This window comes from Paenibacillus glucanolyticus (assembly GCF_037333485.1).
Taxonomy (GTDB): Bacteria; Bacillota; Bacilli; order Paenibacillales; family Paenibacillaceae; genus Paenibacillus_AQ; species Paenibacillus_AQ glucanolyticus.
In genome coordinates this window covers 1,422,782-1,441,664 of sequence record NZ_CP147845.1, presented here as the reverse complement: position 1 = coordinate 1,441,664, position 18,883 = coordinate 1,422,782, and the positions used below count along the sequence as shown (strand labels likewise).

19 protein-coding genes are annotated in these 18,883 nt (G+C 49.8%); 5 read left to right on the top strand and 14 right to left on the bottom strand.

What is annotated here, in order from left to right; all coding sequences use genetic code 11:
* The first annotated feature begins 186 nt into the window (after positions 1–186).
* Together WDY75_RS07020 and WDY75_RS07015 are read left to right on the top strand one after the other, a co-directional pair.
* Entirely contained in the window at positions 187–702 is a 516-nt protein-coding gene (locus WDY75_RS07020) for a hypothetical protein (RefSeq protein ID WP_006212280.1), read from the top strand.
* A 49-nt stretch (positions 703–751) separates the two neighbouring features.
* A complete protein-coding gene (locus WDY75_RS07015) occupies positions 752–940 on the top strand; it encodes a hypothetical protein (protein ID WP_006212281.1) in 189 nt (62 codons plus the stop codon).
* A 28-nt stretch (positions 941–968) separates the two neighbouring features.
* Here WDY75_RS07015 and WDY75_RS07010 read toward each other — a convergent pair whose 3' ends face one another.
* From WDY75_RS07010 to WDY75_RS06980, 7 genes are all read right to left on the bottom strand, one after another.
* Complete coding sequence (locus tag WDY75_RS07010; protein WP_063480448.1) at positions 969–1,823, bottom strand: VOC family protein; 855 nt, start codon at positions 1,821–1,823, stop codon at positions 969–971.
* A gap of 217 nt (positions 1,824–2,040) precedes the next feature.
* Positions 2,041–2,487, bottom strand: a complete 447-nt coding sequence (locus WDY75_RS07005; protein ID WP_006212283.1) for an Rrf2 family transcriptional regulator — start codon at positions 2,485–2,487, stop codon at positions 2,041–2,043.
* 335 nt (positions 2,488–2,822) lie between these two features.
* Positions 2,823–2,990, bottom strand: coding sequence for a hypothetical protein (locus tag WDY75_RS07000; RefSeq protein WP_006212284.1), 168 nt, complete (start codon positions 2,988–2,990; stop codon positions 2,823–2,825).
* Between the two features lie 141 nt (positions 2,991–3,131).
* Complete coding sequence (locus WDY75_RS06995) at positions 3,132–4,055, bottom strand: AEC family transporter (protein ID WP_063480449.1); 924 nt, start codon at positions 4,053–4,055, stop codon at positions 3,132–3,134.
* Positions 4,056–4,159: 104 nt separating this feature from the next.
* Positions 4,160–7,333 carry an ATP-binding protein gene (locus tag WDY75_RS06990; RefSeq protein ID WP_197477174.1) on the bottom strand — a complete coding sequence of 1,058 codons (3,174 nt, stop codon included), beginning with the start codon at positions 7,331–7,333 and terminating at the stop codon, positions 4,160–4,162.
* Positions 7,334–7,456: 123 nt separating this feature from the next.
* Positions 7,457–7,942 (bottom strand): hypothetical protein, encoded by a 486-nt coding sequence (locus WDY75_RS06985; protein ID WP_006212289.1) that lies wholly within the window; start codon positions 7,940–7,942, stop codon positions 7,457–7,459.
* A gap of 166 nt (positions 7,943–8,108) precedes the next feature.
* Entirely contained in the window at positions 8,109–9,266 is a 1,158-nt protein-coding gene (locus WDY75_RS06980; RefSeq protein WP_006212290.1) for a response regulator, read from the bottom strand.
* A gap of 186 nt (positions 9,267–9,452) precedes the next feature.
* Here WDY75_RS06980 and WDY75_RS06975 point away from each other — a divergent pair, with 186 nt between their 5' ends.
* The gene (locus tag WDY75_RS06975; protein WP_063480450.1) at positions 9,453–9,797 is read left to right on the top strand and encodes a hypothetical protein; all 345 of its coding nucleotides are present in this window, start codon (positions 9,453–9,455) and stop codon (positions 9,795–9,797) included.
* 67 nt (positions 9,798–9,864) lie between these two features.
* Here the strand turns inward: WDY75_RS06975 and WDY75_RS06970 are convergent, their stop codons facing one another.
* Together WDY75_RS06970 and WDY75_RS06965 are read right to left on the bottom strand one after the other, a co-directional pair.
* On the bottom strand, positions 9,865–10,338 hold the full coding sequence (locus WDY75_RS06970; RefSeq protein WP_306084866.1) for an N-acetyltransferase: 474 nt from the start codon (positions 10,336–10,338) through the stop codon (positions 9,865–9,867).
* Between the two features lie 115 nt (positions 10,339–10,453).
* Entirely contained in the window at positions 10,454–11,029 is a 576-nt protein-coding gene (locus tag WDY75_RS06965) for a GNAT family N-acetyltransferase (RefSeq protein WP_063480451.1), read from the bottom strand.
* A gap of 109 nt (positions 11,030–11,138) precedes the next feature.
* On the opposite strand from WDY75_RS06965, the gene WDY75_RS06960 reads away from it, so the two are divergent.
* On the top strand, positions 11,139–12,596 hold the full coding sequence (locus WDY75_RS06960) for a PLP-dependent aminotransferase family protein (protein ID WP_063480452.1): 1,458 nt from the start codon (positions 11,139–11,141) through the stop codon (positions 12,594–12,596).
* Between the two features lie 166 nt (positions 12,597–12,762).
* Here WDY75_RS06960 and WDY75_RS06955 read toward each other — a convergent pair whose 3' ends face one another.
* Positions 12,763–13,263 (bottom strand): GNAT family N-acetyltransferase, encoded by a 501-nt coding sequence (locus tag WDY75_RS06955; RefSeq protein WP_063480453.1) that lies wholly within the window; start codon positions 13,261–13,263, stop codon positions 12,763–12,765.
* 232 nt (positions 13,264–13,495) lie between these two features.
* On the opposite strand from WDY75_RS06955, the gene WDY75_RS06950 reads away from it, so the two are divergent.
* The gene (locus WDY75_RS06950) at positions 13,496–14,584 is read left to right on the top strand and encodes a M24 family metallopeptidase (protein WP_063480454.1); all 1,089 of its coding nucleotides are present in this window, start codon (positions 13,496–13,498) and stop codon (positions 14,582–14,584) included.
* Between the two features lie 189 nt (positions 14,585–14,773).
* Here the strand turns inward: WDY75_RS06950 and WDY75_RS06945 are convergent, their stop codons facing one another.
* The 4 genes from WDY75_RS06945 to cobT all read right to left on the bottom strand — a co-directional run bounded on the left by WDY75_RS06945 (position 14,774) and on the right by cobT (position 18,836).
* Positions 14,774–16,168: an L-cystine transporter gene (locus tag WDY75_RS06945; RefSeq protein WP_006212297.1), complete on the bottom strand. Its 1,395-nt coding sequence runs from the start codon at positions 16,166–16,168 to the stop codon at positions 14,774–14,776.
* A 204-nt stretch (positions 16,169–16,372) separates the two neighbouring features.
* Complete coding sequence (gene cobS / locus WDY75_RS06940) at positions 16,373–17,194, bottom strand: adenosylcobinamide-GDP ribazoletransferase (protein WP_063480455.1); 822 nt, start codon at positions 17,192–17,194, stop codon at positions 16,373–16,375.
* Positions 17,191–17,769: a bifunctional adenosylcobinamide kinase/adenosylcobinamide-phosphate guanylyltransferase gene (gene cobU, locus WDY75_RS06935; protein ID WP_006212299.1), complete on the bottom strand. Its 579-nt coding sequence runs from the start codon at positions 17,767–17,769 to the stop codon at positions 17,191–17,193. The genes cobS and cobU overlap by 4 nt, the downstream gene beginning before the upstream one ends.
* On the bottom strand, positions 17,766–18,836 hold the full coding sequence (gene cobT, locus WDY75_RS06930) for a nicotinate-nucleotide--dimethylbenzimidazole phosphoribosyltransferase (RefSeq protein WP_063480456.1): 1,071 nt from the start codon (positions 18,834–18,836) through the stop codon (positions 17,766–17,768). The genes cobU and cobT overlap by 4 nt, the downstream gene beginning before the upstream one ends.
* Positions 18,837–18,883 lie beyond the last annotated feature (47 nt).

The following is an 18,883-nucleotide window of genomic DNA, read 5'->3' as shown; positions in this document are numbered from 1 at the left end:
TTTAACACCTCTCTATACTTTACCGGTAAAATTAATTTTACTGTTGGTCGTGTATCATCCTAACATGTCAACTATCCACAGTCAATCCTGTTATCCTATAGTCGGCATGTTCCCCTTCTATGACCGAATTGTGATATAGTAGCCTCATCGTATTTATGTCATTATGATTTTCGAAGGATGTGCCTTATGTTTGACCCCAATATATTTGATAATTTAAAGGTTGGCATTGAGAATGTCGTCTATGACCTTGACAATCTGGATGAAGTTATTCATGTAATCGGCAGGGCAGACCTGCTGGATATGGCCGTTATGTCCAGAAGCTTCAGCCTTCGATTCGAGTTAGTTCAGCAGCCCATGACTTCGGCTGAGATTATTCTGGAGACGGGACTGCGTGATCTTGCCACTGAGATTTTGGAAATTTCGGAGGGACAGCCTGGCTGTGAGCTGAAGCTCCGCTTCTATAAACATATCGCAGATGTTTCCAGGGAATGTCCGGTCATTTCGCAGATCGTGGAGGAGATATGGAAGCCCGAGCTTCGTCCGGTGCAAACGATAAGTTACACCTACGGCAACGATTCGCCCCAATTACACAACACCATTGAGCTTCGCTTTCCCCGCAAAATTAACGAAGAACAGATGGGGGATATCCAGAACATGATCGAGTTTATGCTTCGTACGCTGGGGGAATTAAACCGGATGTAACTAGCAAGGGGCTCTATAGTGTACAAGAATTAGAGAGGAGTGAGTTCTAGTGAAACGGTTCATTCTGTCTGCTGGGATCGGATTAACGATGATTTTCGGCATAACTTGGTTGATCCGCTTGGTGAAAGACGATACCTTTCTAATTGCACATTTTATACTAGGACTTGCCGGTATCATCATGCTGAGTTACTCCATAGGCAGCTATCTCATAAAAAGAAAGAGCCCACCCTATCATTAAATAGAGGTCGGGCTCTTCTGCTATACTCTTATGCAACCACCAATCGGATCCAGATATCCGATGGATCCTGGACTGCCCAGACGCCATCCCGCTGCTCCAGCTGCAAGCCGGCCTCGCGGATACGCCCGGTCACGGCCTCAAGCTCCTCATGGCTTGGAAGCACAATGCTATAATCCTCGATTCCCGCAGCGCTCCGCGGGGTGTTCGGAATACCGCGTCCAGCCCATACATTCAGTCCGATATGGTGATGATATCCACCAGCAGATATAAACAGCGCAGCATCTCCGTAATGGGCCGTCACCTCAAAACCCAGCACGTCGCAATAAAACGCCCGTGCATCCTGCAGCCTGGACACATGGAAATGCACATGCCCGATCACGGTGCCTTCCGGAAGTCCATACCATTCCTTATCCTTGGATAAAGCGAGCAGACCCTCCACATCGACAGGATCGGTGGTCATCACGTATTCACCCTTGGCATCCCGCTTCCAGGTATCCTGCGGGCGATCGGCATAAATCTCGATGCCATTTCCATCGGGATCATTAATATACAATGCTTCGCTGACCAGATGGTCGCCTTGACCAACCGGAATATTATGAGCAATTAAATTCGCAAGTGCGAGCCCCAATGATTCCCGGTCCGGAACGAGAATTGCAAAATGGTATAGACCCGCCGTTCGGGTCTGGGGTCTGACCAGATCCTGAACCTCCTCTACAATCAGCAGCGGCTGCTTGCCGTCCGCCGTCAGCTCGGCCACTCTGCCGTGTTGGCGAAGCATTTTCAAACCAACGACCTCCGTATAAAAGCGTACGGATTGTGCCAGATTGCTGATGCGCAGAGAAACCGGTCCGAGATTTGTGGATGGATGTAGTATGGCTGTCATGTTCTCACTCCTTAAATGTTGTTTGTATTCCAGAAATATATTCATCTGTTCTATAAGGACAACTTGTAATCAAATCAGTTACATCTAACTTGTAATCATTATAGTTACAGGACGTGACTTTTGTCAAATACAGTAATTAACATTTCAACTATTTGCACTACTACCGCTAACAAAAAGAAAACGCCCTTCCCACACTAGGACAGAGCGTTGATCATCACTATTTTTCGTTTAATGTTCCATTAGCTGAAGCGTAGATATTCCTGATGATCTCTTCCAAACTCACCTCATGCAGCGTATTCTCCATCGCCTTCTGAGCAGCAGAGAAGACCGGTACAATGGCCGTTTGTATATGTTTGCCCACAGGACACTTCGTGTCCGAATTCTCGTGAATGCTGAACAGGGAATCCTCCTGCACGACGTGAACGGCATGATAAATATCCAGAAGCGTAATCTCGGCTGGATGCTTCGCCAGCTTCGCGCCTGCAACTCCAGGTTTAACCTCAACAAGGCCCGCTTTACTCAGCATGCCGACAATACGCCGTATGACCACCGGATTCGTATTCACACTCTCTGCAATATAATCTGAGGTGCTGATCCCAGCCTTATTCATCTCCAGCACGGAAAGAATATGGATAGCCACTGCAAATCGGCTGCTTATATTCATGTGATCCCTCCTGACGGTCCCAATCTTCAAATAACTAGCATGTAACCATCATAGTTACATTACACCGCAAAGTCAACGATCAAGCCCCGCCAAGAGCATGAAGTGCGCTATATCAATCCAAGGAACACGGTCCCTCATATGTAATTTTACGATTCGGATATCCGATGTATTCAGGAGCTGCTCGCCAACTGGTCTGATAAAAAGACCACACTGGAGAATCTGATGATCCCGCCTGCGAAATAAAGCTCATCCCTTCATGAAAAAAAGCCTCTTTCACGCTATGGGTCAGTCCCATATGGCTGAGAGAGGCTTTTCACGTTTAGGATCCGCTGGATTTAGAACATCGGGAATACGTATTTGATAAGGAAATACAAGAAACCAAAAAAGATGATCAGATATGCAACGTACTTGATTAAAGTAGAAGCCACCCTGCTGGAGTCGCTGCGCTCCTCGATGTTCCGAGTCTCAATCTCCACGTCATGGTCCTGGCGCTGCCTGCTCATAGTCTCCACCTCCATCCGATTCTGTAGTGCAGATGATGGTAATCTCTTGAAGCTTACTACTCTTTACACACTCGTCAAGAGATTGAACCATTCTGCAAGGGAGACTGGAGTAATTGATAGTACCTTAGCAGGCCTTGTTATTTAAAGAAAGCCAATCATGGCAGGCAGCACGATGAAGGAAGCCAGTGTGGTCCACAGGATGCACCTGGATACAAGCTTCGGTGCGGCGTCATACTCTTCCGCAAGGATCACGGCGTTTACCGCCGCAGGCATGGCGGACAGAATCAGAATAACCGAGAATAATGTTCCCTTAATGGATAATATCGCGAGCAATCCCCAAGCCACTAACGGGCCGATCAGCATTCGCATCGCCATCCCCGACCAGAATCCGCGCCTTGTGACGGATAAAGACGTTCCAGCTTCCCGTACGCCTACCATCTGAGCGCCCAGAATCACAAGGGCCAGCGGCGCATAAGCTGCGGACAGCATGGATACGCCGGTTTCCAACCCTTGCGGGAGCTGGAAATCCGTCACGCGGAAGAGCACGGCGAGCGCCGCTGCGTAGACCGAGGGAAGCGTGAATACCGATCGGATCGCTTTGACTGCCGAAAAATGTGATCTTGCTGCCAGATACACGCCTAATGTATTCATAATGATAATTTGTATAATGACATAGACGGAGGCTTTATCCAGCCCTGCCTGCCCGAAAGCCAGCAGCACGAGCGGAAGTCCATAATTCACGCTGTTGGTGAAGATGGTGGTCAAGGCAAGCCCGGATTTTTCCGTTTGGGATAGACCCAGCATTTTCCCAGCGAAGGCACTGAGTGCCCACAGGACCATCACGTTCAGAAGACAAAACGCAACCGTGACCGTGACCTCGTTCGAGGTTATAGAAGCCTTCTCCAACGTCTCGAAGATGAGGGCCGGGCTTAACACATACAAAGACAAGGCCGAGAGCGCCTTGGTTTCGATTCCCTTAAAGCGTTTGAGCAGCGCTCCACCGATGACAGGCAGAGATATGGGCAGGAATACGCTATAAATCGTAGCTAAGAAAGAAGAGATCATGGAGTTCACCCTTAAACAAATTAAAATATCACGTTCTCTACATCCTACCCCATCCCTGAAGCATTCGTCCAAGATTCAAAGACTATAGGTCTAATAGGTATTCATTATGTAAGCCTCCTGATCACAAAGGAAACGACGGTTCCATTGCCCCGCGAGCTGTTGATCTCCAAGCCTTGCCCGTATATTTGCTTCAAGCGGCGGTCTGTGTTGATCATGCCGACTCCCTTGAGGTGTTTGTGGTTTCGCTGATCGTGCTCCAACATGCGGCTGAGGTGTTTCTCATCCATCCCGACACCATCATCCGCGATAATAATCTTCACGATTTCCGCTTCACTTGCAATGCTGATGCTCACGGTTCCCCCCTCAGCCCGTACCAATATTCCATGAACAACTGCATTCTCCACAATCGTCTGCATGGCCAATGGAGGCAGCTCCAATTCCTGAACAGGAATTTCGTCCGCAATATTCCAATGGACGCGGAGCCGGTTACCATACCGTTCACCCTCGATATACAGATATGAACGAACCAGGCCCAGTTCCTGCTCCAGCGGTATAAGTCGCTGCAAGTTGCTGACATCATAGCTTGTTCTCAGATAATGGCTGAATTCCTCAATCAGCATAATCATCCGGGAAGGGTCGAGCTCGCCTAATGAAGCGATCGAATTTAATGTATTGTGCAGAAAATGCGGCTGGATTTGTGCCTGGAGCCAAGCCGCTTCCATATGCAGCCGTTCCTGAATGGACCGCTTCAGTTCCAGCAGTGCGCGTACCCTCGTTTTTAGTTCCAGATGATCCACCGGCTTAATCAGATAATCGTTGGCTCCGGACATGAACCCCATATGGATATCCTCGGGCTGGCTTCGGGCGGTCAGCAGCAGGATCGGAAGCTCGGCGAGCATATATCTCTGCCGAATACGTCTGGACAGCTCATATCCTGACATCTGGGGCATCATCACATCCGAAATGATCAGATCCCACTCGGCCTGCTCCAGTAATCGGAGGGCCTCCTCTGCCTGGGTCACGACAGTAATCCAATACCCTTCGCCAGAGAGCAATCCACGGATAACCTTCAGGTTAACCGGATCATCATCTACGACGAGCAATCTGAAGACGTCTTGATCCGAATACGGCTTAACCTCCACCGCTTCGGTCCTTTCCTTATCGGACACATCCATCTTATCAAATGCGGCCCCCGTCTCTTGTAATGAAGTTGAGGATGAAGCGGCCGCTGCGATCAATTCCTGAGTCTGCAGCTTCTCCTGTGCCGTAATCTCGTTCAGTTTCAAGGTGAACGTAAATGAAGTTCCCTGTCCGGGAACAGATGACACGGAAAGATTCCCTCCATGCAGCTCGACCAGCTGTTTACAGATGCTCAGCCCAAGCCCCAAGCCGCCTCTTGCAGCAGTCAAACGGGAATCACCCTGCTCATATGGGTGGAATATACGTCCCAGCGTCTCTTTCTCCATGCCGATCCCCGTATCACGAACATGGACGCGAGCGGTTGCCTGATCCGCATCCGCAGCTAGCTCAATTCGGCCATGCTCGGTGTACTTCAACGCATTATGGATCAAATTAAACAAAATCTGGACCAAACGGCTTTCGTCAGCGCGTACCTTAGGAAAGTCATCTGCGATCTTACATACCAACTCGATGGGTCTGCCTTCCGCCATCGGCCGGAGCATATCCAGCACACCCTGGGCTGCACCCTGAAGATGAACAGGCTGAATGTTAAGCCGCATTCGGTTGTCCTTCAGCAATGAAACATCCAGCAAATCATCCAGCAGCAGCGACATCCGCCGGCCAATTCCGGTTATCAGCTCAAGCTGTCTTTGATCCTCTTTCGCTGGTGCTTCTTGTTTCTTATCCCGATCCAGCAGCGTTTGTGCGATATTAATCATGCCGTGCAGCGGGTTCCGCAGTTCATGAGACGTATTCGCGAGAAATTCATCCTTCATCTTGTCTGCACGCTTCAGCCGCTCAGCCTGTTCCTTCAGAACGACAGCGTTTCTCGTAAAGCGGATGAACCAGAAGGAGGCGAAACCGAGAAATGCGATGATCAGATCAACCGGATAATACGGAAGCTCTTTGAAATACCAAAATCTAAGAATTCCGCTTAGCATAATATTGCAGGACACGGCAACGGCCGACAGCAATATGAATATCGCGGCCTCCGTCCGCTCATTGACCGCCTTTCTGGCCATTGAGGGCAGAAACAACACGGCACCTATTAATACCACGGACAAAAATTTAGTGAGATACACCATAAGATGAAACGGCAGAATCAAATAAACCACTGCATAGGAAACTGCCAGAATCACGTAGACCCGATAAAAGACCTCCTTGATTCTGGGCTGAAGCAGATGCTTGGTGCACAGAATCAAGCATAGAGAAATTGCCACATAACTGATAACCCTGAGCTTCACCGTCCATTCAAAATTAATGACAGGAAGCCAGGCAAGAAGCAGCTTATCATCGTCAACCAGCGTGGCAAGGAGAGTGACAAGAATGAGACCGGCAAAATAGTATAGGCCTTTGCTCCGATAGCCGATCAGATACAAAATAAACACATACAAGACATGAAGCAGTAACACGATGCACACCAGCAGCTGCATGTTTTCCGAGAATGCTTTCCCCTTCATGACCGCTTCAGCCGTTCCAAATTTGATGGGCAGCCGGATTCCGCCGGAATCCGGATATTGATAATTGCTCACTTCCAGGGTGATATCCAGCTCATTTCCAATGCCCGGTGGAAAGATTGCGACATGAGGCACATTCCTGGCGACATGAGTGTCTGGCGTATCAGACGGATGGCCTAATTCGTGCACTAAATCGCCATTGACGTACAAACGATAGGCCGTACGGATATCCGTGATCCAGATGCCATAAATTGCACTCTGTTTCGGTACGAGCACCTTGAGACGATAGGTTCCGTATCCGATCTCGCTTCCGTTCTCGTTCAAACTCTTCCAAGGGCCGGGAACCTGCAGGCAGCATGAATCGGAGGCCGTCTGTGCTCCTTGATGATGCAGCCGTTCAGGGCCCCTCCATTGATTCGGATAAAAGATCCATTCCCCATTAAGAGCAACCATATTTCGGTCATCCGCCTGCCACCCCCGCAGATCTAACACCCCCTGCTGGAACGAGACTTGTTCGGGTACCATGATGAACTTAAACCATACGAATCGTATGAAGAGTAATATCACGATAAATAATAAAGTAATCCCCAGCAATCTTCTGCCGGAGATCGGTTTGGATTCAGTGTTGGAATGGGTCGACAACCATAACAGTCCTTTACCTTATAATAATGAACCCTACATCATGTCCATTATTTTACATCGTTACAGGACCGCTGTCTTTAATTTCGACAAAGTTTCAGCTTAACCTACTGTCAGGCACACCCCTTACACAACCGCCTTCCCTTCACGCTGCAGCGGCCGGTATGGAAATAATTCTGCGGCAGAAACATGTTTTAACCTATAATAAGAATAAAATCTTTTCCTTCCCGACGCCTCATACAGCCACGAGAAAAAATCGAATATCGAATCATCCACCCATTTTCCGTTGTATTCAACGAGCGACCGCAGATAAGGGATTTGGAGTTTCACTTTGCCCTCCCACATGAAAATAAACGTGTTGACCTCCGCATTTTTTTGCAATAAAAAATGAAGTGTTTGCTCATCCAGCAAAAACTTCTCCTGGTCACATATGAATACAGGCCCCTCGTCTGTCGCTACGATGCCGATCAGCTTTGTGTTGAAATGAACATAGAAGCCTCTGCAATACTGGACATCCTTCCCCGCATCCAGCTCAAGCTCCCGAAACGATCCAAGCTCCAGCCCCACAGCCTTATGCAGCGAAGAATCCTTAAATCTCCGAATAAATTTCATAACCGAATGATGTACCTCCTGATTCTTATGATTCTCTCCAGAGTATAGGCGGCCATCCTCTACAATTTCTGAACAGGGCACCAGAATGCAGGTCTTCCTTCTTCGAACAATATAAAAAAAATCACCGAATGCATATCCGGTGATTACGCGCAATATAAGTGTTATTCTAGTTCAGGCTCTCAGTATGAGCTCCGTGGTTCCATTCGTCGTACCACTTTTTTATGTAAGGACTCGGCTCCTCACCCATCTCATCCCTTAATAATTGAGACAGAAGAGCGAATTGTCGGTGCACTTGTGCCGGATTATCCTGCATCACATATAATTTCATGAGTGAAAAATAGGCCTTCTCCTCCATGGGATGCTGCCTCTGGATCGAGGAATAACACAATATGGCCTCATCCATACGCTCCTGTTCCACATACCAGTCCGCCATGCATAAAGAAGAAGTAAGCCATAACTCCTTCAAGCGCTGCCGTTCTCCCTCTGCCCACCAATAATCATATTCCTGCAGGTAATCGCCCGTGTACAGCTTCATCATTTCAATATGCCGATCAATCGAAGCGGCCGACACGGAAGGGTTTGACGAGAACCAGTTCTCCCATTCCTCGATGTCCAGCTGTACGTCCTCTATATTCAGCACGTAGCCTTCCGTCGTGTTGGTAATCTGAAACCTAGTGTCGTAAGGCTCCAGGGTCTTTCGGATGTGATAAATGGCGGTATACAGCTGCGGATATGCCTTGTCCATATCGAACTCCGGCCACAGCATATCGATCAATGCCGACTTTCGAACAAGCTGCCCCCTATGCTGCAGCATATAGATGAATATCTCCTGGGCCCGGGTTGTCCGCCAATGGAGCATGGCAAATTGCCCTGGATCATTCGGCTGCTCGACCATCACTTGACGAAACATTGTCATCCGAATTTTGCGGTTGGGCTCCATAACCTCTTCCGGCCTTGCAGCAATGCGGCTTCGCAAGCGCTCCATCGTTTTGGCCACTCTGTCGATCTGCACGGGTTTCACAATGTAATCGACCGCATTCAATTCAAATGCAGTAACGGCATACTCGTGATAACCCGTCACAAAAACAATGCACAGATGGGGCTTTTGTTCCAGAAGCTGCTCGGCCAGCTCAATTCCGTTTAATTCGGGTAAGCTGATATCCAAAAAAACGATATCCACATCCCGTGATAGAATTTCTTTTCTCCCTTCAAAGGGATTCGTGTACGCGCCTATTACATCTATAGAAATGGTATCCAGTTTTAACAGCTGCCGTTCTAAATACTTCAAGGCCAACGGTTCGTCATCTACGAGAATTACCTTCATTCATATTACTCCTTGGATTGGAAAAATACGGTCATATTTAACTATATTGATTCCTGCGCATTGTTGCAACAATCGATATCGCAATTATGACAATATACTCATTATTTTTTCTCTTGAAAAACTTATAATTCCAAGTATAATACTTGGTATAAAACTGAGAAAGAGTTTGCTAAGGGGGCCTTCAACTTGGAGTATCACGATAAAGAACCGGCATCTTTGTCCCTTGATGATTATCTCGATCTTCTGAATCTGGCCATTCGCTTGGGAGATACGAAGTGGCAGGCAGATATTATGGCCACGCTCCAGCAAATGCAGGAGCCGCAGTCCAAACCGCACATGAAAAAGGACGAGTGCACCGAGCAGGAGCTGTGGCAATGCGTGGATCAAATCAATGACCGCATGCTTGTCCTGTACAATGATCTGAAGGCAACGGATGATGAAGACATGCAGCGCGAGCTGCTGGATCAGATGTGGAGGCTTAAAATTGCGCGGGTTGAGGTGTTCCGAAAAATACGCTCGATATATCTATAAAACAAAGACGATTCTTCAGCTGGAAGAATCGTCTTTGTTTTATAGATGAGGATACCGCTCTCTATAATTATACATTCAGGTTATAATACACAAACTCATCATCCCTCGCGTACCCCGCGGATTCATACAACCGCTGCGCTTTCAGGTTATGCAGCTGCGTGGACAAAGTCAGCCCCTTGGCACCGGTTTGAACAGCATGCATTTTCGCTTGATCAAGCAATTTTCTGCCGATGCCATGCCCCCGGTAATCCGAATCCACAAACAGATCATTCAGAATCCATATGCGGGACATCGAGAGCGATGATAAGGATGGATATAGCTGTACATAACCTGCCGGAACCAGAGTATCTGCCGTCTTAGAGACTGCTAAATAAATAACTGAATCCCCTTGAGTGAGTCTCTCCCGGATATATTGCTCTGCCCCGGACAAGTCATCATCCCGCTTGTAAAATTGCCGATACTGATTGAATAAACCGGCTGCCTTGCCCAGATCCTGCAATTCTGCTCGATATACATAAATCTCCGCCTTCAAACATCCCACATCCTTTTTGTCCATCGTTAATTCTAGTGTACTGGGGACATGCAGGTGTTTAGAATGCAGATTTCAATGAATTGTTTGCATGGATAACCCTATTTAGCCATCCCGATATCCGCTATTACGCTTGATGATACAACGCCCTGTATTCATCCTCCAGGATACTCATCATAATGGAGTCATGGTAACGGTGATTGTAGTACAGCGCATCACGCTGGACCCCTTCCCGTTTAAACCCTACCTTCTCATAGGCCTTAATCGCCCGTTCGTTATAATCAAACACCTGCAGCTCGATCCGGTGAAGATTAAGAAGTCCAAAGGCATATTCCAACAAAAGCCTGATCGCTTCCGGTCCATATCCCTTACCTAGATGCTCAGCGGAATCGATAGCAATGCGAATATTAGCATTCCGGTTTATATGATCGATGTCCTGCAGAGCTACGTCACCAATGACCTGATCGTTATCCGATAAAGCAATCAGGAGCAGCACGGTATCGCCGCCAACAGATTTAGCCTCAATATATCGACGAACGCCTTCCATCGTAAAAGCCTGTCTTGTCCCCGTCAGCCTCCGCATTTCCGGATTGAACAGCATCTGGAAATATCCTTCTGTGTCTTCTTGTCCGACGGGTCTCAAGTAGATCCGCTCGCCTTCCAGAAACCGTACCGGTTTCGGATTCCATATGGTTGAACTCATTGCCGTTGTAACCTCCTGTTTCCTCTGGAACTTGAAATCCCTTATACTATATCAATACATTGACCATATCCATATATGCAGATTCCAATAATTATAAAGGACAGATTCTATGAAACAGGTTCCCCTTAATCAAACAGAGATTACATCAGCGCTTGATGATTCCTCTATCCCTCTGTATGTGGGATTATATCAATATATCAAACAGGAGATTTCAGGCGGTCAGTGGCCTCATTCAGCCCGTCTTCCTTCCGTGCGCAAGCTTGCGGAGCTGCTTAATGTCAGCACCACGCCGATTGAAATGGCGTATCAGCAGCTGCTGGCGGAAGGGTTCATTGCCAGCAAACCCCGCAGCGGATACTATGTTCAGATGGCAGCCGATCCTCCCTTTTCGCCTCCTATACAAACGTCTTTACCAAAAGGGCCGATGCTTAAGCGCCACCACTACTTCCCATACGACTTCCACATGTCGAAGAATGAATATCAATATTTCCCGCTGACGGAATGGAGAAAAACCTATAACCGCTGTTTGCAGGAAAATGCCACCACTGACATGCTGTTCTACGGTGACCCTCAAGGCGAGGAAGGGCTCCGTTACCAGATTGCAAACTACGCCAGGAGTTTTCGCGGGGTATCCTGTACACCTGAGCAGGTGATTATCGGCTCGGACCCGTTCCCTCTTCTGGATCTGGTCAGCCGATTGCTGCTTCCTTACGGACAGACTATCGCGGTAGAAGACCCCTGTTACCCGCAGCACCCGGAGGTTTTCCGGCAGAAGGGCTACGATGTCATTCCCATCCCCGTGCTTCAGGATGGGATCCATCAGCAGGAACTGCAAAGCAGCGGAGCATCCTTCGTATCCGTCTCCCCCTCCCACCAGTTCCCGACGGGGGTCATCATGCCCATCTCCCGCAGGCTGTCGCTGCTGCAATGGGCAGATGAGACCGGTGGTTTCATTATCGAGGAAGATTCTGATGGTGAGTTCAGATATGAGGGAAGACCGATCCCGAGCCTTCAGGGGCTGCTGCCCGACAGCCGCGTCATCTACCTGGGAGGGTTCTCGCAGGTGCTGTCCCCCGCGCTAGGCATCCAATATATGATTTTGCCGAACATACTGCTGCCGGATTATCATCAATTAAAGTTCCAGCTGTTTCTGGATTGTACGGCCTCTAAGCTGAATCAGATCACACTGGAGCGCTTTATGCGGGAAGGCCATGTCGAACGGCATCTGCGCAAAATGAGAATGAAACTCCGCAGAAAGCATGATCGCCTGATCAACGCCATTAGGTATCACTTTGGAGATCGCGCTCATATATCAGGTACCGGCTCCGGGTTTCACCTCATGCTCGGCCTGAGGCATCCCCTGTCCGAGGAGGAGCTGCAGACGATAGCCGAGGATCGGGGAATCCGCGTAAACTCCGCTTCCTATACGCGAATGTCTAACCCTGATCATCCCAAGGAACCGGAGCATCGAGAGTTCATTCTCGGTTTTGGCGGACTGAGGGAAGATGAGATTGAAGCAGGCATTAAGCTGCTGGCTGACTGCTGGCTAGGCGACCTGCGTATCTAGGGAGCATTTTGGCATCGGCAGGCAGGCCATACTGCTTGCGGAACGCTGTATATTTTCACAACAAAAGGCTGCCCCCTTAGATTGAAGCAGGGGACAGCCTTCTGTTCATTTGGTCTGCAATGCGTCGGTAACGCCGGCAGATATTGTATTCTTCTCGCGGCGGTGGTTACACAGAACGGCCTACGATGACCAGATCCCGCTTGATCCCGTCAAGCTCCGCAACCCCGGGGAGCAGCCCCCACTGGTCAAAGCCATACTTCTTCAGCAGCTTCAGGCTCGGTTCGTTATGACCAAATACAAACCCTACCAAATTGCTGACCTTAAGGCGCGGACTCTCCTCAATTGCCTTCTCAATCAGTATACTGCCGGCACCGGTACCGCGATATTTCTCGTTTACATATATGCTGATCTCAGCAGTTCCATTATAGGCTGGTCGCCCGTAAAAGGATTGAAAGCTCATCCATGCAACCATTCCATCATCAGAGTGCATGACCCACAGCGGCCGAAAATCGCTGCTGTGCTCTTCGAACCAGCGAATACGGCTCTCCACCGTAACAGGCTCCAGGTCGGCGGTTACTTTTCTGCCTGAAATCGTTGAATTGTAGATGTCCACAATGGCCGGCAAATCCTCTTTGACGGCGTAATCGATACGGTATTGATGCGTCATCATGTTCTACCTCCGAATAGATGCGTAATAAAGTCTCATAATGAGTGTAAGATGCCTTGCTCCATATGAGATCTATTGTACAAGAGGCAGCGGAAAAACGCTTCTATTTTCTTAGGGGGAGATTATTCACGAATGTATTGCCCAAGGAAAACTTTACTTACGCTAAGGAACACGATACCCTAACACTAAAGGCATAACGACCGTTTTTCGAATAAGAAAGGAATGAATGCAAATGAACGAACGACTGCAAAGTTTGCAGCAATCCATGAATACACACGGCTGGGATCATGTGCTGGTGACAGACCCCAAGCATGTCTATTATTTGACAGGCTTTGCGAGCGATCCTCATGAACGCTTTCTCGGCCTGCTCCTCTCCACTGTGAATGAGCCGGTGCTTATCGTGCCGGCTCTGGATGCCGATGCGGCCGGGGCTGCTTCAACGGTTAAGAATATTGTCACTCATCAGGATACCGAGAACCCGTATCTTTTGCTTAAACGGCAAATTCAAGGGGCAGCGGGGACATGGGCCGTGGAGAAGGAACAGCTTACCGTCTCCCGTTATGAGCAGCTCCAGCAGCATGTGAACGCTGACCGCATCGATGATGTCGGTGTTGTTCTCCGGGAACTGCGAATCCGGAAGTCCGCAGATGAGGTGAAGATCATCAAGCATGCAGTCCGGCTGGTTGAAGAGGTTCTTACTCAAGGACTGGCCCAGGTAAAAATCGGCGTCAGCGAGATTGAGCTTGTAGCAGAGCTGGAATACTTGATGAAGAAGCTGGGCGCGGATGCCCCCTCCTTCGCCACGATGGTACTATCAGGTCCCAACACAGCGCTGCCGCATGGGGTCCCCGGAACACGCCGTATTCAAGCCGGGGATCTGCTCATGTTTGATCTGGGCGTATATGCCGGAGGTTATGCGTCGGATATTACCCGTACCTTTGCCGTAGGCGAACCGAAGCCTGAAGCCGTACACGTCTATGAGACGGTCCTCGCTGCGAACCTGGCCGGTATTAAAGCCGTCAAGCCAGGCGTAACCTATGGTTCGATTGACCGGGCGGCTCGTAAGGTGATTGACGATGCAGGATACGGCCATGCTTTTGTACACCGTTTAGGACACGGGCTTGGCATGGATGTTCACGAATATCCATCGATCCACGGCATGAACCAAGAACTCTTGCGGCCCGGTGCAGTATTTACAATCGAGCCTGGCGTTTACCTGCAAGGAGTAGGCGGCGTACGGATTGAGGATGATGTCATCGTAACCGAGAATGGCGTAGAAGTGCTAACCTCTTTCCCGAAAGAGCTGACCATCATCGGTTAACGTTGTTTTCATCATAGCAGTAAGCCCGAATGCCGTTATTGCAACGGTATTCGGGCTTTCTCTGTTTACAACGGCCTATTTGCTGTCTCTGATCCATGTTATCCTTGTACGCACCCGAGGCGGAAAAGCCATCCTGCCGGCACAACATTCGCCGTCAAGATGGCCCTCCATTCAATTCGCTTATTTCGCTTATCCCTGAACCAAGTCCAGTTCAATGTTGTCATCATTAAACACGTCTTTATCCACTTCATTCATAACTTTCCCTGTAATTACGCCGGCTGTCATGGAATCATTCACATTCAGAGCTGTACGGCCCATATCAATGAGCGGCTCTACGGATATTAACAGACCCGCCAGGGCTACCGGGAGGTTCATCGTCGACAGCACGATGAGTGAAGCGAAGGTTGCTCCGCCTCCAACACCCGCCACGCCGAAGGAACTGATCATAACAACCACGATCAAGGTAAGGATAAACGACCAGGAGGTTGGGTCCACACCGGCTGTCGGCGCGATCATAACGGCCAGCATGGCAGGATAAATGCCTGCGCAGCCGTTCTGCCCAATCGTGGCACCAAACGATGCCGACAGGTTCGCAATGCCTTCGGAAACACCTAGCTTTTTGTTCTGCGTCTGTACGTTCAGCGGGATGGTAGCCGCGCTGGAGCGTGACGTAAAGGCGAAGGTCAGGGTAGGGAACACCTTCTTCACATATTTGAGCGGATTGAACCCGAATATCGCAAGCAGCACCAGATGGATAATGAACATAACAATCAAGGCCACATAAGAAGCCAGCACGAAATCGATCAGATTCATGATGACCTGCAGATCCGTTGTGGCAATCGTTTTGGCCATCAATGCAAGAATCCCGTAAGGCGTCAGACGAAGCACAAGGGTCACGATACGCATGACGACGCCATAGACTGCCGAGATCATATTGCGGAAGGTTTCCGCCTGCTCCTTGTTTTTCCTGTCCAAACCGAGAACCGCTATCCCGATGAATGCGGAGAAGATGACGACCGCAATCGTCGAGGTTCTTCGCGCTCCGGTCATGTCGGCAAACGGATTGCTCGGAATGAAATCAAGGATCTGCTGGGGCAGAGTCCGGCCCTCAACATCTCCGAGCCGCTCTTGCAGAAGTGCGCCTTGCTGCTCTTCGGCAGCACCGCCTTGAATATTCACCGCAGACAAATCAAATGCCAGAGCGGTTGTAATTCCAACTGCTGCAGCAACCGCCGTCGTTAGCAGGAGCACCGTAATGATGAGGCCGCTCATTTTGCCAACATTCCGGCCTCCCTTCAGCTTCATGATAGCCGATATGATCGATACCATGATAAGCGGAATAACCATCATTTGCAGCAGCCGAACATACCCGTATCCAATCAGATTAAACCAGTCGGTGGATTTCACCACCACATCGGAAGTCGAAGTGTAGATGAGCTGCAGTGCCACTCCGAACAACACACCCAAGCCAAGTCCTGCAAACACTCGTTTGGTAAACGAGTAATGCTTTTTCTGCATCCAGTACAAAATGCCGACCAGCAGAATCAGAACAAGGACATTGATGATAACCCAAAGCGTTTCCATCCTAATCATTCCTCCCATTCTTGTATAAGGATATGTTGTATCACCCTCATGTCATAAGTGCGCTAGTATGTATTCATTTCCATCTCACGGCCCACTCTAAACATAACATTACCCATTCCCGTAGATTTCCTATCGAAATCGTTGTTTTTCACCTGATGTTGATTATGTTGATCGGATTACCACTGCTATGCCTCTTCTATCTTATCATGTAAGTTTCAAGAGCAGAACCACAAATATTAACACAACCGCTTCGATCAGTTCATTCAGCGCCCCGTAAGTATCTCCCGTCAGTCCGCCAAGTCTTTGGCTCATCCTTTCCGCCGTTACCGTTCCGATTGCCCATGAAATGAACGGTATGAAAAAGAGTCCCCCGATGCCCAGCAGCCAATAATCAGCGGTATCTGCCATGACCCATTGGAGACCTATGATGACAACTGTTAACAACGCAGCCATGGAGCCCGCCAGCCTTCTTCTTCCAGCGGTCAGTCCGTGAAACAAGGCCGCAAGCCCCTCACTCCCCCGCGCCATCGGCCAGCGATACATGGCATGAACCATGAACCATCGGCTCCAGACCGGAGCAAGCACCAGCAGCCAAGCTTCCTGCTTCCAGGCCCCCTCCGATAAATCCCATACGGACATAATCAAGGCAGCCTTCAGCAGGAGAAGCAGCATACACGCCATGACCCCCATCGCACCTACGCGGCTGTCCTTCATAATCTCCAGCATCCGTTCGCGTGACCGATGACTAAGCAGGGCGTCCGCACTATCCATCCAGCCGTCCAGATGAAGCCCGCCCGTCAGCGCTACCCATACGATCAGCAGGATGACAGCAGCAGGAAATGAAGGCAGCACAAAGCTCAAGCCGGTTCCCAAACCGACCACAATCAGACCGATAACAGCGCCTACCCATGGATAAAAAACAACGCTCCGCTGCTGAACCTCTGGCGTAAAGGGAATCTCGCGCCGAACCGGAAGCCTCGATAAAAATTGAAAAGCGGCCGCAGCCGCCTGTATCATCTTGCTCATATGAGGTACTCCTTGCTCTTGATTTCCACCGGAATTCCCGCGGTCACCAGAAATACTTCGTCACAGACCCGGGCCAGCCTCTGATTCATAATCCCGGCCCAGTCGCGGTATATCCTGCCCAGCGGATATTCGGGCACAATGCCCGACCCCACTTCGTTTGTCACCAAAATGACCAGGCCCGGATAGACCTGAACCGCTCTTGCCAGCCTGCCGATCGAAAGGCCCAGACGCTCTTCCATCACGGCTGTTCCTTCAGGCTCAGCCTGGAGCAGTACATTCGTAAGCCACAGCGTAAGGCAGTCCACCACTACGGCCGGAGCATCTGAAACCGTTTCGCCAAGCGTGTCCAGCAGCTCTGGCAAGGCAATTGGCTCCTCCACCGTCTGCCATCCATAAGCGGAATCATGCCGCCGGTCTTGATGGATGCGGATGCGTGCTTGCATCTCATCGTCATAAGCCTGCGCAGTCGCCACATACATTCCGGATTCAGCCCGCTTCATGCACAGCTTCTCCGCGAATGAACTCTTCCCGCTTCTTGCCCCTCCCGTGACCAGCACGCTTCCTTGTTGGCTCATACCGATCCTCCGCTGATTCCGGCGCTTTCAAACGTCGCCATCTCCTGCATGATCCTGCAAGCCGCTTCCACCAGATGCAGGCACAGCACGCCGCCGGTTCCTTCTCCAAGACGCATGTCCATTTGCAGCATCGGGTGGAGTCCCAGTTCTTCGAGCAGAAGAACATGCGCCTGCTCATGCGAAGCATGAGAGGCAATCATATAAGCGAGGGCTTCCGGACAAATCGATTTTGCAATCAAAGCCGCCGCACTGGAAATAAAACCGTCGATGATAACAGGGCATCCGTGTGCAGCTGCACCGAGAATCAGCCCTGTCAATCCGCCGATTTCATAACCCCCGACTTTGGAGAGCACATCCAGAGGATCATGCGCATGCGGTTGATTGACTTGTATAGCCTGCTCCACAACGTTAATCTTATGTATCAGCCGCTCATCGGTTACGCCAGTTCCTCGTCCCACAACCTCAGAGGGTTGTTTGCCTGACAGAACCGAGAAGATCGCGGCGCTTGGCGTTGTGTTCCCAATGCCCATCTCACCGGTCACGAACATCTGCGTCCCCTGGGAAGCCAGCTCTGCCGCTATCTCTGCTCCGGTCATGATGGATTGCAGCGCTTCCTCTCTGGTCATGGCCGGTCCTTTAGCCATATTGGCGGTTCCTCTGCCAATGTTCCTGGAGAGGAGCTTCTCATGATTCAGCTCTGTCCCGACGCCGATGTCAACACAATGAACGCCGGCTCCCGCCTGGCGCGCCAGCACGTTAACAGCTGCGCCTCCATTCAGGAAGTTCATGACCATCTGAGGCGTCACCTCTGCCGGAAATGCGCTGATGCCTTCCTCACATACTCCATGGTCCCCGGCCATGACAACGACAGATTTTTTTGTAAACGACGGCTTGATGTTGCCTGTGATCCCGGCTAATTGAATTGCAAGCGACTCGAGCTTGCCAAGGCTCCCCGGAGGTTTCGTCAAGGTGTCCAAATAGGCTGCGGTCGCGGCCTGTACTTCGGCATTCAGAGGTTTGATGTTAGCCGTTATATCGTTCAAATGATCCGTCAAGGATTTACTCAATTCAAACTTCCTCCTTCTTTCTTGCACCTAAATCTTACATCGCCAGC